The organism is Variovorax sp. RKNM96, from assembly GCF_017161115.1.
Classification (GTDB): Bacteria; Pseudomonadota; Gammaproteobacteria; order Burkholderiales; family Burkholderiaceae_C; genus Variovorax.
Genome location: NZ_CP046508.1, coordinates 144186 through 156675, shown reverse-complemented (window position 1 = coordinate 156675; position 12490 = coordinate 144186). Strand labels below are relative to the sequence as shown.

Annotated in this window: 15 protein-coding genes; 8 read left to right on the top strand and 7 right to left on the bottom strand. The window is 68.3% G+C overall.

The window, feature by feature from the left end; all coding sequences use genetic code 11:
* The first annotated feature begins 33 nt into the window (after positions 1–33).
* The 5 genes from GNX71_RS00795 to GNX71_RS00775 are packed head-to-tail and all read left to right on the top strand — an operon-like array spanning position 34 to position 5375.
* On the top strand, positions 34–1071 hold the full coding sequence (locus tag GNX71_RS00795) for an aliphatic amidase (protein WP_206176569.1): 1038 nt from the start codon (positions 34–36) through the stop codon (positions 1069–1071).
* A 20-nt stretch (positions 1072–1091) separates the two neighbouring features.
* A complete protein-coding gene (locus GNX71_RS00790; RefSeq protein WP_206176568.1) occupies positions 1092–1910 on the top strand; it encodes a CbbQ/NirQ/NorQ/GpvN family protein in 819 nt (272 codons plus the stop codon).
* Positions 1907–3535: a VWA domain-containing protein gene (locus GNX71_RS00785; RefSeq protein ID WP_206176567.1), complete on the top strand. Its 1629-nt coding sequence runs from the start codon at positions 1907–1909 to the stop codon at positions 3533–3535. The genes GNX71_RS00790 and GNX71_RS00785 overlap by 4 nt, the downstream gene beginning before the upstream one ends.
* 36 nt (positions 3536–3571) lie before the next feature.
* Positions 3572–4726 carry a transporter substrate-binding domain-containing protein gene (locus tag GNX71_RS00780; protein ID WP_206176566.1) on the top strand — a complete coding sequence of 385 codons (1155 nt, stop codon included), beginning with the start codon at positions 3572–3574 and terminating at the stop codon, positions 4724–4726.
* A 1-nt stretch (position 4727) separates the two neighbouring features.
* Positions 4728–5375 carry an ANTAR domain-containing protein gene (locus GNX71_RS00775; protein ID WP_206176565.1) on the top strand — a complete coding sequence of 216 codons (648 nt, stop codon included), beginning with the start codon at positions 4728–4730 and terminating at the stop codon, positions 5373–5375.
* A gap of 4 nt (positions 5376–5379) precedes the next feature.
* On the opposite strand, the gene GNX71_RS00770 is transcribed toward GNX71_RS00775, so the two are convergent.
* Entirely contained in the window at positions 5380–6270 is an 891-nt protein-coding gene (locus GNX71_RS00770; RefSeq protein WP_206176564.1) for a LysR family transcriptional regulator, read from the bottom strand.
* Between the two features lie 89 nt (positions 6271–6359).
* On the opposite strand from GNX71_RS00770, the gene GNX71_RS00765 reads away from it, so the two are divergent.
* Positions 6360–6554: a DUF1127 domain-containing protein gene (locus tag GNX71_RS00765; protein WP_206176563.1), complete on the top strand. Its 195-nt coding sequence runs from the start codon at positions 6360–6362 to the stop codon at positions 6552–6554.
* Positions 6555–6611: 57 nt separating this feature from the next.
* Positions 6612–8300: a hypothetical protein gene (locus tag GNX71_RS00760; RefSeq protein WP_206176562.1), complete on the top strand. Its 1689-nt coding sequence runs from the start codon at positions 6612–6614 to the stop codon at positions 8298–8300.
* Here the strand turns inward: GNX71_RS00760 and GNX71_RS00755 are convergent, their stop codons facing one another.
* The 3 genes from GNX71_RS00755 to GNX71_RS00745 form a co-directional block, all read right to left on the bottom strand.
* Positions 8301–8693: a RidA family protein gene (locus GNX71_RS00755; protein ID WP_206176561.1), complete on the bottom strand. Its 393-nt coding sequence runs from the start codon at positions 8691–8693 to the stop codon at positions 8301–8303. It abuts the gene before it with no gap.
* Positions 8694–8755: 62 nt separating this feature from the next.
* Positions 8756–9343: a uracil-DNA glycosylase family protein gene (locus GNX71_RS00750; protein ID WP_206176560.1), complete on the bottom strand. Its 588-nt coding sequence runs from the start codon at positions 9341–9343 to the stop codon at positions 8756–8758.
* Between the two features lie 16 nt (positions 9344–9359).
* Positions 9360–10190, bottom strand: a complete 831-nt coding sequence (locus GNX71_RS00745) for an isocitrate lyase/phosphoenolpyruvate mutase family protein (protein ID WP_206176559.1) — start codon at positions 10188–10190, stop codon at positions 9360–9362.
* Positions 10191–10287: 97 nt separating this feature from the next.
* On the opposite strand from GNX71_RS00745, the gene GNX71_RS00740 reads away from it, so the two are divergent.
* On the top strand, positions 10288–10746 hold the full coding sequence (locus GNX71_RS00740; RefSeq protein WP_206176558.1) for a CopD family protein: 459 nt from the start codon (positions 10288–10290) through the stop codon (positions 10744–10746).
* 6 nt (positions 10747–10752) lie between these two features.
* Here the strand turns inward: GNX71_RS00740 and GNX71_RS00735 are convergent, their stop codons facing one another.
* The 3 genes from GNX71_RS00735 to GNX71_RS00725 form a co-directional block, all read right to left on the bottom strand.
* On the bottom strand, positions 10753–11349 hold the full coding sequence (locus tag GNX71_RS00735) for a hypothetical protein (RefSeq protein ID WP_206176557.1): 597 nt from the start codon (positions 11347–11349) through the stop codon (positions 10753–10755).
* A 77-nt stretch (positions 11350–11426) separates the two neighbouring features.
* Complete coding sequence (locus GNX71_RS00730) at positions 11427–11807, bottom strand: helicase SNF2 (protein ID WP_206176556.1); 381 nt, start codon at positions 11805–11807, stop codon at positions 11427–11429.
* A gap of 242 nt (positions 11808–12049) precedes the next feature.
* Positions 12050–12481 (bottom strand): VOC family protein, encoded by a 432-nt coding sequence (locus GNX71_RS00725; RefSeq protein WP_206176555.1) that lies wholly within the window; start codon positions 12479–12481, stop codon positions 12050–12052.
* Positions 12482–12490: the final 9 nt, after the last annotated feature.

Below are 12490 nucleotides of genomic sequence, written 5' to 3'. Positions count from 1 at the left end.
TTTCCCCTTCAACCACCCTTCAGGAGCAGCGTCATGAGACATGGTGATATTTCGAGCAGCAACGATTGCGTCGGCGTCGCGGTCGTCAACTACAAGATGCCCCGCCTTCACACCAAGGCCGAGGTGCTGGACAACGCCCGCAAGATCGGCGAGATGCTGGTCGGCATGAAGAAAGGCCTGCCGGGCATGGACCTGGTGATCTTTCCGGAGTACTCCACGCACGGGATCATGTACGACTCGAAGGAGATGTACGACACCGCCGCCACGGTGCCCGGCGAGGAGACCGCGATCTTCGCGGACGCCTGCCGCCGCGCCAACGTGTGGGGCGTGTTCTCGCTCACCGGCGAGCGCCATGAAGAGCACCCGAACAAGGCGCCCTACAACACGCTGATCCTCATGAACAACCAGGGCGAGATCGTCCAGAAGTACCGAAAGATCATGCCGTGGGTGCCCATCGAGGGCTGGTACCCGGGCGACTGCACCTACGTGAGCGACGGCCCCAAGGGCATGAAGATGAGCCTGATCATCTGCGACGACGGCAACTACCCCGAGATCTGGCGCGACTGCGCGATGCGCGGCGCCGAACTCATCATCCGCTGCCAGGGCTACATGTACCCGGCCAAGGAGCAGCAGATCATGGTGTCCAAGGCCATGGCCTTCATGAACAACACCTACGTGGCGGTGGCCAATGCGGCGGGCTTCGACGGCGTGTATTCGTACTTCGGCCACTCGGCGCTCATCGGCTTCGATGGCCGCACGCTCGGCGAATGCGGCGAGGAGGAGATGGGCATCAACTACGCCGAGCTCTCGATGGGCCTCATCCGCGATGCGCGCAAGAACGGCCAGTCGCAGAACCACCTCTTCAAGCTGGTGCACCGCGGCTACACCGGCACCATCAACTCGGGCGACGGCGACAAGGGCGTGGCAGCCTGCCCCTACAACTTCTACACGAAGTGGATCACTGACCCCGAGGGCACGCGCGAGATGGTGGAGTCGTTCACGCGCAGCACGGTCGGCACGCCCGAGTGCCCGATCGAGGGCATTCCGAACGAGCCGGCCAAGCACCGCTGAAGAAAGGGCAACGAAGCGCCATGAATGCCTCAGTCCCCGATCCTCTTGCGAGCTACCGCATCGAGGCCGAGCCCTTCTACCGGCCCGCGGGCAACGAGGTGGCGCTGTACCGGCAGGCGTACCGCCATCGCATGCCGCTGATCCTGAAAGGGCCCACCGGCTGCGGCAAGACGCGCTTCGTGGAGCACATGGCGTGGTCGCTCGGGCGGCCGCTGGTCACGCTCGCCTGCAACGAGGACATGACGGCCTCCGACCTCGTGGGCCGCTACCTGCTCGATGCGAACGGCACCGCATGGCACGACGGGCCGCTCACGCTCGCGGTGCGCCACGGCGGCATCTGCTACCTGGACGAAGTGGTGGAGGCGCGGCAGGACACCACCGTGGTCATCCACCCGCTGACCGACGCGCGCCGCATCCTGCCGCTCGACAAGAAGGGCGAGCTGGTGCGCGCGCACCCGGACTTCCAGCTCGTGGTGTCCTACAACCCCGGCTACCAGAGCAGCGCGAAGGACATGAAGCCCTCGACGCGGCAACGCTTCGCGGCGCTGGAGTTCGATTACCCCGACAGCACGCTCGAAGCGGAGATCGTCGCGCACGAGGCCGAGGTCGCCATCGACCTGGCGGCCAAGCTGGTGGCGATTGCGCGGTGCTCCCGCGAACTCAAGCACCGCGGGCTCGACGAAGGTGTGTCCACGCGCATGCTGATCTACGCGGGCGTGCTGATCCGCGACGGCGTGTCGCCGCGCGACAGCTGCGACATGACGATGACGCGCGCGCTCACCGACGACCCCGACATGGCGAGTGCGCTGCAGGGGTTCGTGCAGGCGCAGTTCGGATGAAAGACAGCCACGCGTCGCTGGCCCTGCTGGCCCGCGGCCTGGCGGGTGTGGATATGCAGGTGCGGCCGCTCGAAAGGAGCGCCGGTGCGCGTGCGGTGCTCGTGGGCAAGCGACTGCTGCTGCCCGCGAGCGCCGACGCGCGGCTGCACCGCGCCATGGTCGCGCACGCCGTCGCGCACCTGCGCCACTCGGTACCCGCACGGCCCACGCGCACGCTCAAGCCGATGGGCGTCGCGGTCGTCTCGGCCATCGAGGATGCGCGTGTCGAGCGGCTGTTGTCTCGCGACTTTCCCGGCCTCCACGGCTGGTTCGCCGGGTCGCTCGCACCGCCGCCAGACCCTCTGGACCTGGGCTTCGCGGCACTCGTCTCGCGCATGGACCGCATGCTGATGCTGCCTGCGTGGCAGGACGACAACCACTGGGTCAACAAGGCGCGCCGCCTGTTCGACGAGACGGCGGCTTCCGCGGGCCTCGAGGACTACGACGCCTTCCGCGCCATTGCATCGATCCTCGCCAACGACCTCGGCCAGATGCGCGTGCGCTTCGATCCGCAGCACTACGTGGTGCCCGCGCCCTATCGCGACGACAACAGCTACCTCTGGGATTTCGGCGACGCCGAGACACCGCCCGAAGAAGCCATCGCGCTCCAGCAGTCCGGCGCACGGCCGCCGCCTGCCGACAATGGCGGGCCGCCTCCCGAAGACGGTGCAGAGCTGGAACTGGAGCTGGGCCGCTACAGCTACCCCGAATGGGACCGCAAGCTCGAACGCCTGCGCCCCGACTGGTGCACCGTGATCGAGAAGCTGCCCGCATGGCAAGGCCTCGGTGCGGCCCGCGAACAATCATCGATGAGCCACGAGCGCCTCGCTCCCCTCGCCCTGCCCCGCGCGCGCCACCTCGACCGCACGCACCGCCTGCGCCGCCAATGGGAGGGCGACGATGTCGACCTGAACGCCGCCATCGAGGTGCTGGTCGACCGGCGCCTGCGGCTGCGCCCCGACCCGCGCCTGTTCATGCGTCCCGGCAAGGCGCCGCGCCCGAGCAGCGTGCTGGTGTTGCTGGACCTCTCGGAATCGGTGAACGACCCCGGCCATGACGGCGCGCGCTCGCTGCTCGACATCGAGAAGCAGGCCGCCCTGATGCTGGCCGACGCGAACGCGCGCGGCATCGACCGGCTCGCGATCCACGGCTTCTCGTCGAACACGCGCGCCGAGGTCTATTACTACCGCCTGCTCGGGTTCGGCAAGCCGCTTGAGGCACCGTCGCGCGCCATGATCGGCGCGGTGCGCGGGCGCTACTCCACGCGCATCGGTGCCGCACTGCGCCACGCCGCATCGCACCTGCGCGCCGAGCCTTCGGGCCAGCGCGCGATATTGCTCGTGACCGACGGCGCACCCGCCGACATCGACGTGCACGACCCCCACTACCTGATCGAAGACGCCCGCATGGCCGTGGCCGAGGCGCGCGAGGCCGGCGTGCGCACCGCATGCATCGCGGTCGATGGCGCCGCCGACACCTACGTGCGCCGCATCTTCGGCTGGCGCAACTATTGCATCGCCGACGATGCACGCAGCCTGCCTGCGCGGCTCGCGCGCATGAGCGCACGACTGGCCGCCGCAAACTGAGGAGAATGATGGTTCACACACCCAGGAGACATCCCCGTGGCTGACAAGGACCCCATTCGCGTCGGCATCCTCTACTCGGAGACCGGCGTCACCTCGACGATCGGGCTGTCGCAGCTGCAGGGCGCGCTGCTCGCCATCGAGGAGATCAACGAGGCCGGCGGCGTCGACGGCCGCGAGATCGTGGCGGTGCGCTACGACCCGCAATCGAACCCCACGCGCTACGCCCAACTGGCCGAGAAGCTGATCGTGCAGGACCGCGTCAACGTGATCTTCGGCTGCTACATGTCCAGCAGCCGCAAGGCCGTGATCCCGGTGATCGAGAAGTGGAACAAGCTGCTTTTCTATCCCACGCTCTACGAGGGCTTCGAGTACTCGGGCAACGTGATCTACACGGGCGCTGCGCCCAACCAGAACAGCGTGCAGCTGGCCGAGTTCATGACCACGAATTTCGGCTCTCGCGTCTACCTGATCGGCTCGGACTACATCTACCCCTACGAGTCGAACCGCATCATGGGCGAGCTGGTGATGCAGCGCCCGGGCAGCGAGAAGCTGGGCGAGCGCTACGTGGCGCTCGATGCCACCGAAAAAGACTACCGCGCGATCATGGACGACATCCGCGACAAGCAGCCCGACTTCATCTTCTCGACCGTGGTGGGCGATTCCACCGCGAGCCTGTACCGCGCGTATGCCGAGGCCGGGTTCGATCCGAAGCGCATGCCCATCTCGAGCCTCACCACCTCGGAGGCCGAGATCTCGCAGATGGGCCACGGCGTGGCCACCGGGCACTTCACCGCGGCGCCGTACTTCCAGTCGATCGACTCGGCCGCCAACCGCCGGTGCCTGGCGCGCCTGCGCGAACGCTTCGGCGACGGCTGCGTGCCCAACCTGTGCTGGGAGGCTTCGTATTTCCAGATGCACATCTTCGCCAACGCCTTCCGCCAGTCGGGCAGCGACGGCATCGCGGAGATCCTGCCGCACATCCTGGGCAGCGAGTTCGATGCGCCGCAGGGCCGGGTGAAGATCGATCCGGCGAATCACCACACCTGTCTCTACCCGCGCATCGGCCGGGTCGATGCGCACGGGCAATTCACCATCGTGCGGCAGGCCACGCGGGCCGTGGTTCCAGACCCCTACCTCGTCACCCATTCGCTGGGCGACTGGACGGCCAGGCTCGACACGCTGGAGCTCTAGGATGGACGGCGCCGCCCCCAAGCGACACACCCTGCGGGTGACGCCGCCGCAGTTGAAAGAGCTGCGCCTCTTGAAGATCGCGGTGATCCACCCCGACGACGCGGACGGCCGCCAGCTCACGCAACAGCTCCAGCGCATCGGCTGCCAGGTGCAGGCCTTCTGGCCGCCGGTGCAAGTGCTGCCCGAGGGCATCGACGTGGCGTTCATGGCGGTGCAGCCCGACCTCATCAACCTGCGCTTCGAGTGGACCCAACGCGAAGATGCGCCCGCCATCATCGCGGTGGTGACCTACGAGAACCCGACCATCGTCGAAGCGGTGCTGGAGATCGGCGCCAAGGCCGTGCTGCCTTCGCCGGTGCGCTCGTTCGGGCTGCTCTCCGCGCTGGTGGTGGCGCGCGAGGCGCACAAGGAAAGCCGCTCGCTCGCACGGCGCCTGCGCAAGGTCGAGGCCAAGCTGCTCGGCGTGCGGCAACTGGCCGAGGCCAAGACCATCCTCATGAAGACGCACAGCGTCTCCGAAGGACAGGCGCACGACCTGATCCGCGACCAGGCGATGAGCAAGCGCACGACCATGGAAGAGATCGCCGCGGCCATCGTCAACGCCAACGAGATCCTCTCGCTGGGCACGCGCAAGCCCGCTCAGGGCTGAAGAATCAAAGCTGGCGAAACGTCGTCAGCACCTTCAGCACGCTCTGCGTCGCACCGTCGAGCACGCTGGGCTGGCGGTGCGCGATGCCCAGGCGGCGCGTGAGCTTCGGGGTGATCGGCAGCACTTGCATGCGCGCGTTGAGCGCCGCATCGACGGTCTGCTGCAGCGGCAGCAATGCCGCACCGTAGCCCGCCGCCACGAGACTCTGGATCGCGGCGTCGTAGTTGAGCTCGATGCGCGCACGCGGCGCGAAGCCGGCCTCGGCGAACCACTCCATCGTGAGCCGGTACATGTGGGTGGTGGCGTCGTTGAAGATCAGCGGCTGCGCCGCGAGCCACGCCGGCGTCACGCGCTTCGGCGCCTTCCAGCGCTGCGGCACGAAAGCCATCATGGCCTGGTCGCGCCAGGGGGTGACGACCAAATCGCGCTCCGGTGGCTGCGGCATCGCGACCAGCCCGATGTCCAGCGTGCCCGCGGCCAGCCGCGCCATCGCCTCGTAGGAGCCGAGGATGCTCACCTCCACGTCGATGCCCTCATGCACCGTGCCCAGCGCTTCGAGCACCTGCGGCAGCAGGTCGACCACCACGCCGGTGGACGTGCCCAGCCTCACGCGGCCCGTGCGGCCTTCAGTCTGGCGCTTGACGGCGTCGATGGCCTCGTCGGTGTCGCGCAGCAGCCTGCGCCCGCGCTCCACCAGCGCCGCCCCTGCGGCCGTGGGCGTGACGTTGCGGTTGCCGCGCACCACCAGTTGCGCACCGAGGCGCGATTCGAGTTCGCTGATGTGCAGGCTCACCGTGGGTTGCGCGAGGTGCAGCGCCTTGGCCGCCGCGGAAAAGGTGCCGAGGTCGGCAATGGCGATGAGCGTTCGCAGTTGGTCGAGGTTGAGCTGTCGCATCAGTAATGCTGATTGTGGGGTTCAGGAATCTCAACTTCCACAATAGCACGCAGCGCCGGAAGATGAGTGCTCCAACCAAGGAGCCCACCGTGACAGCGCCCAAGCCCTCGACCTTTCATCAACGCCTGATGCATGCCCTGCACGACTGGCGCCGCCGCGCCGCGCAGCGCCGCCGCAGCCGTGCCGACTCGCAGCACCTGGCTGGCATGAGCGACCACGATCTGCGCGACCTGGGCATCGGACGAAGCGAAGTGCACGAGCTGATCGACCGCAGCAGGCACTGAAAGAAAGCGGCATCGACCTTCAGCCTTCGCCCCGGAATTTGAGGTTCAATCCGGGGCGTGCCCCAACTCAAGACACCCGCCCCGCTCTCCATCGAACTCACCTCGCCGCAGTCGGTCAACGGCAAGCGCGCGGCCTTCCAGTCGCTCTGGCTGCTGGTGCGCATGCAGCATGCGCACGACGCCGAAAGCGGTCTGGTGCGGCTGGCCGACCTGCGTGGCGAAGTCTCCGATGCGAGCACGCTGCGCATGGTCGTGAGCCGCGCGTTCCGCGACTTCAAGGCGTGGAACATCGAGGTCGGCTGGGGCGAGGACACGCAGCGCGAGCCGCGCTTCCTCAACGCCGAGCGGCGCAGCCAGGGGCCGTTCTGGCTGCCAGCCGCCGAGGCGAAGCGCGTGCGGATGCTGGTGGGCGGACGCGCGGCCACCGCCGCCGAAGTGGCCTCCTTTCTCGGCCTGCGCTCACGCAAGCGCCGCGCGGCGGAACCCGGCTCGCCGCCGCCGGACGCGGTGCACCTGCAGGACGCCGCGTTCTGGAAGCAGCTGGTCGCCTCGCAACAGGCGGCGCGGCAGGGCCGGCTCATGACGCCGGTGGCATCCGCGGCTGGCGGCAGCGCGACCGGGCTGCCGGCCAGCGCGCTGGAGTCGATCCGCCTGGCCGGCACGCTGGCTGCCACCGACTTCCAGCGCGCACTGGTCACGCTCAACGAGGCGATGCTGTGGCGCCGGCTCGGCGACAACGAACAGGCGCGCCGGCGGCTGCAAGCCCTCAAGAAGCAGCGCCTGGCCCACCACGTGGCGGGCAACGACTACCTGGGCGCGATGGAATGCATCGTCTCGGCCTGGTGCGCCTACACGGCGCGCGATCTGCCACTCGCGCAGTCGCTGCTGAGCGGCATGGCAGAGGACGCGGCGCGCGGGCTGGTCTTGCGGCATCACCCCGACGTGCGCTTCGAGTGGTGCAACCTCTGGGCGCTGGTGTGCCGCTCGCGCGCGCTCGGCCTTTCTGCCGACGACAAGCCGGCCGCCGCCGCGCTCGCCGAAGAGTCGCTGCAGCGATTCGGCGAGGCGCTGGCCGCCGCCTTCGAATCGCATTCGTTCGACGCGGCGCAGCATGTGGCCGCGAACATGGGCATGGCCGCGTGGCTGTTCGACCGCGTGGGCCTCTCCGACCTGCCGGCGCTCGCACACGACGGCCACGCCGACACCACGCGCCGTGCGGTGCAGTGGATCGCCTTCAGCGAATGGCTCTGCGGCCACACCGACGGGCAAGGCCGCTCTGCTTGGAACGCGATCTACCTGATGCGTATCGCGCGTGGCCATTGCAAGCCTGAGCAGCAACCCACGCTCGCGCAGTTCCGCGCGCAGAAGCCGCTGGACCCGGCGGCGATCTCCAAGCTCGCGGGACCACTCGCCGACGCCTTCGATGCCACGCACTGGCCGGCGCGCTGGGTCGATGTAGCGCAAGCGCGGCTGGCCGATCACCAGGCCGGGCGGCGGCGCTACCCGGGCCTTCAGCACTGCAGCCTGTTGTTCGAACACGCCTGGTATGCGGCGCATGCGGGCGATCTGAAGGCGGCCGAGCAGTCGCTGGGCGTGCTGCGCGAGGCGCTGCCGCAGCTCGTGCCGAGCGACCGTGCGTACTTCACCGAGTCGTGGAACGACACGCTGCCCGCGGAACTGGTGCTGGAAGCGAAGCCGCCGCGGCGGCCCAGCGCACGCAAGAAGGCCGCGCGCCCTGCCCGCTGATCAGCAGGCAGCGATGCAGTCGATCTCGATGTCGAACGGCCCGAACCACGCGGGCACGCAGACGAAGATGCGCGCGGGCGGGTCCTTCGGGAAGTAGCGCGCGTAGATCGCATTGACCGCTGCGAATTTCTCGGGCGATGTGCAATACACGTTGCACTTGAGCACCTTGTCGAGCGACGAGCCGGCGGTCTCCAGGCAAAGCTTCAGCTGCTCGAGCACGATTTCCGTCTGCCGCTCGATCGGCGCGTCGACCACCCGGCCGGTGGCGGGGTCGAGCGGCGGCAGGCCCGACACGTAGACCGTGTCGTCATGCCGCGTGACGACCGAGGCGGGCACCTTCAGGTATTCCAGGTAGGTCGACAGGGGTTCGACACGGATGACTTCTTTCTTCATGAACGCGGCTTTCTGCAAAGGGATGCGTTCGATGATGCTGGCCGCGGCGCCGCCTCGCTTCGCTATGGAACGAAGGATGGCGTGAGTGCCTGCCGCACGCGCTCGCGCAGCACCGGCAGCACATCGCTCTCGAACCACGGGTGCTGCTTGAACCAGCCTGTGTTGCGCGGCGACGGATGCGGCAGAGGGATGAAGCGCGGCGCGTAGTCCGCAAACGCCTCGACGGTTTCGGTGACACCGGCCTTGCGGGTCTCGCCGAGAACGTGGCGCTGCGCGTACTGGCCGATCAGCAGCGTGAGCTCGACCTGCTTCATCTCGGCGAGCAGGCGCGCTTGCCAGAGTTCGGCGCACTCCCTGCGCGGCGGCAGGTCGCCGCTGGTGCCGCGGCCGGGGTAGCAGAAACCCATCGGCACGAGCGCGACGCGCGCGGCGTCGTAGAACACCTCGCGGTCGATGCCTAGCCAGCGGCGCAGTTGTTCGCCGCTCTTGTCGTTCCACGGCACGCCGGTGGTGTGCACCGTCATGCTCGGCGCCTGCCCGATGAGCAGCAGGCGGGCCGTGGCGCTGGCCTGCACGACGGGCCTCGGCCCGAGCGGCAGGTGCGCAGCGCAGGCGCGGCAAGTGCGGATTTCCGCGAGGAGCGCATCCATGAATGGCTCTCGCGGACTACTCGGCAAACGGGTGGAAGAACGCGTTGAGCTCACTGCCCGCCGCGGCGTTGGCGAACCCGTCGAAGCGCCCTTGCTCCGCCAATGTGCGCGACGCATGAATGAAGCCGCCCCATGCCGCGCGCGCGAGCCCGCCGCCCACGCTGACGCGGCGCACGCCGAGATCGGCGATGTCCTTCATCGTGAGTTCGCTCACCCCGCCAACCAGCAGGTTGACAGGCTTCGGCGCCACGGCCGCGACCACCGCGGCGATCTGCTCGCGGGTCTTGATGCCGGGCGCATAGAGGCAGTCGGCGCCGGCCGCTGCATAGGCCTTGAGCCGCGCGATGGTGTCGTCCAGGTCCGGCCGGCCCGCGAAGAAATTTTCAGCGCGGCCCACGAGCAGGGTGTCGCCGCCCGCCGCATCGATGGCCTGGCGCGCGGCGCGCAAACGCTCGACTGCGACGTCGATGGGAAAGAGCGGATTCGCCGCGTCGCCTGTCGAATCCTCGATCGACAAGCCCGCCACGCCGGTCTCGACCGCGAGGCGCACGCTCTCGGCCACGCCCTGCGCATCGGAGGCGAAGCCGTTCTCGAAGTCCGCGTTCACCGGCAGGTCGGTGGCGGCCACGATGTCGCGCAGGTGCGCCAGCACGGTGTCGCGCGATTGCGCACCGTCGGCCAGGCCCTGCGACCACGCATGACCCGAGCTCGTGGTGGCGAGCGCCTTGAAGCCCAGGCCCTGCAGGTAGCGCGCGCTGCCGGTGTCCCAGGGGTTGGGGATGACGAAGCAGCCCTGTTCGTGGAGCGCGCGAAAGTCGGCGCGTTTCTGGGCGACGGTGCGGGTCATGGGGGCCTCATCTTTCTTGCTTTGTGCGGAGGATGGGTTTTAACGCAACGGCGCGGATGTTGCGCGCTCGCGCCCTTCGGTGTTCTGATCGGGCCCCATGCCCTACGCCATCCTGCTTTTCATTCACCTCGTCGCCGCCGCCTTCTGGGTCGGCGGCATGGCCACGATGCATTTTGCGGTGCGCCCCGCCGCCGTTGCCACGCTGGAGCCGCCGCTGCGGTTGCGCACCATGGCCGCGGCGCTGCGGCGTTTCTTCGTGGGGGTGGATGCGTCCGTCACGCTGCTGTTCGTGAGCGGCGTCGCGATGATCCTGCTGACGGGCGGCTTTCGCGGCCTGCACTGGCGCATCGAGACCATGATGAGCATCGCCATCGTGATGACCGGCATCTACGTGTACATCCGCGCCTCGGTGTTCAAGGCGCTGCGCCGTGCGGTGGAAGAGAGCGCGTGGCCGGTGGCGGCCGCGCGCCTGAACACGGTGCGCAAGCTGGTGAGCCTGAACCTCGCGCTCGGCGTGGTGGTGTTCGCCGTCGCGACCGTCGGGCGCGCGGGCTAACGCCGCTCAGCGCTTGCTGGAAGCGCTGCTCAATTCGCCGAGCAGGGCGCCGTCGACCGGTTTCTGCAACCACTTCGCGATGTCTTCGCCTAATGCATAGGTCACCACGCCGACCATGCTGCAGGTGCTGCGCGGCATGCCGAAGTAGATGAACATCTGGCGCTCGGCGGTGAAGCGCGCGGGTGCTTCGCCCTTGCGTTCCAGCGTGCCGCGCAGCTGCACGATCTTCGGGCCGCCGTAGAGGCCGCCCGCGTTGGCCAGCAGATCGGTGATCTCGAGCTTGAGGACCGGTGCGCCCTCGGCGTTGGCGGTCAGCGGTGGCGCAAGAAGGTATTCGTAGGGTTCGAGCAACTGATCCTGCACGGCCTGCTTGAGCGACGCGGGAACGTCGCACGCGTCGTCCTCCTTCTTCAGCTGGATGCCCTTGGCGGTGGCACCATAGGTGACGGCGGGCATGACCACGCTGTTGCGCGCAGTGGCTTCAGGCGGCGGGGGCTCGGGGGACGCCGGCTGGCGCGTGCCGCAGGCGGCGAGCAGTGCGGCAGTGCCCACTGCAAAGGAAAGCCGCGCGGCAATGCGCGCGGCGAACGGGTGGTTGGTCATCGGTGATCTCCCTCAAGAATCGGACGCGACTCTGCGGTCGCGCGTCCGATTCTGCATGGAGACGCATCGGCCGCAACTTACAGCCCGAGGGAGCCGATGCCGTGCGCGGCGGCCACGGCCTGGGCGCGCACCGTGGCTCGATCGAGCGTGCTCGACAGCCGCGGCGTGGGGCCGGCCGAAGCAGCTTCGGCATACAGGTCGCCGGCGCGGGCTGCGGCAACGGCTTGCGTGCGGACCGTGGCGCGATCGGTTGCGCTGGCGATCGCAACGGGCACGCCGGCCGATGCGCCTTCGGCGTACTGGTCGGGGCTGTGCGATGCAACGACCGCATCGGCGCGCACGGCGGCGCGGCTGGCGGTCGACTGGAACTGCAGCACGCCCTGGTATTCCTCGGCGCTGGCGCCAACGGCGAAAGCGGAGAGAACAGCGGCGGCGAGGAGGAGCTTGGTGGTCTTCATGGCGGTATCTTTCAAAAAGAAGTGAGTGAGTGAATCAGTGATCTATCGGGACATTCATCGCTACGTCGGGGTGCCGTGTGGCGATGAATGAATTACATCGGCAGGCTGTATCTGCGATGTGTCGAGATCCGGGTGGTTTTGCATGCGCGTGTGTGCGCTTCGCCGGCTGGACACAGTGGCGTACAAATCGGCCCCTCAGGCCGCGCTGCGCTTCGAAAAAGGGATGGACGAAGGGCCGGCGCTCAGCCGGCCGCGCCCTTGAGCTCGACGCTGTTGCCGTCGGGGTCGGAGATGTAGATCGACGGGCCGTTGCCCTCGGCGCCGAAGTTGTTCTGCACCTCGCCGTGCACCGGCACGCCGTGCTGTGCCATCAGCGCGCGAATCGCCGCTTCATCGAAAGGCTCGATGCGCAGGCACAGGTGATCGACGTTGCGGCCTTCCTTGCCGGCGAGCGCGCCGCCTTGCCTGCCGAGCGGACCATCGTGCGTCACGAGGTCGATGAGGTTCGTGCCGGCACGCAGGTGCACGAGCCCCAGGTCGTCGCGCCGCTTCTCGACCGTGCAGCCGAGCACGTCGCGGTAGAAGGCGATCGCGCGCTCGGCGTCCTTCACGCGCAGCACGATGTGGTCGATGCGCAGCACCGAGAACGGTGGGCTGCGCATCGGGTCGGTCATGGCCGCGTG

Excerpts from the sequence above, each read along its gene's own strand:
- GNX71_RS00795 (WP_206176569.1), top strand. The coding sequence starts at position 34 with ATGAGACATGGTGATATTTCGAGCAGCAACGATTGCGTCGGCGTCGCG.
- GNX71_RS00790 (WP_206176568.1), top strand. The coding sequence starts at position 1,092 with ATGAATGCCTCAGTCCCCGATCCTCTTGCGAGCTACCGCATCGAGGCC.
- GNX71_RS00785 (WP_206176567.1), top strand. The coding sequence starts at position 1,907 with ATGAAAGACAGCCACGCGTCGCTGGCCCTGCTGGCCCGCGGCCTGGCG.
- GNX71_RS00775 (WP_206176565.1), top strand. The coding sequence starts at position 4,728 with ATGGACGGCGCCGCCCCCAAGCGACACACCCTGCGGGTGACGCCGCCG.
- GNX71_RS00770 (WP_206176564.1), bottom strand. The coding sequence starts at position 6,270 with ATGCGACAGCTCAACCTCGACCAACTGCGAACGCTCATCGCCATTGCC.
- GNX71_RS00755 (WP_206176561.1), bottom strand. The coding sequence starts at position 8,693 with ATGAAGAAAGAAGTCATCCGTGTCGAACCCCTGTCGACCTACCTGGAA.
- GNX71_RS00750 (WP_206176560.1), bottom strand. The coding sequence starts at position 9,343 with ATGGATGCGCTCCTCGCGGAAATCCGCACTTGCCGCGCCTGCGCTGCG.
- GNX71_RS00745 (WP_206176559.1), bottom strand. The coding sequence starts at position 10,190 with ATGACCCGCACCGTCGCCCAGAAACGCGCCGACTTTCGCGCGCTCCAC.
- GNX71_RS00740 (WP_206176558.1), top strand. The coding sequence starts at position 10,288 with ATGCCCTACGCCATCCTGCTTTTCATTCACCTCGTCGCCGCCGCCTTC.
- GNX71_RS00735 (WP_206176557.1), bottom strand. The coding sequence starts at position 11,349 with ATGACCAACCACCCGTTCGCCGCGCGCATTGCCGCGCGGCTTTCCTTT.
- GNX71_RS00730 (WP_206176556.1), bottom strand. The coding sequence starts at position 11,807 with ATGAAGACCACCAAGCTCCTCCTCGCCGCCGCTGTTCTCTCCGCTTTC.
- GNX71_RS00725 (WP_206176555.1), bottom strand. The coding sequence starts at position 12,481 with ATGACCGACCCGATGCGCAGCCCACCGTTCTCGGTGCTGCGCATCGAC.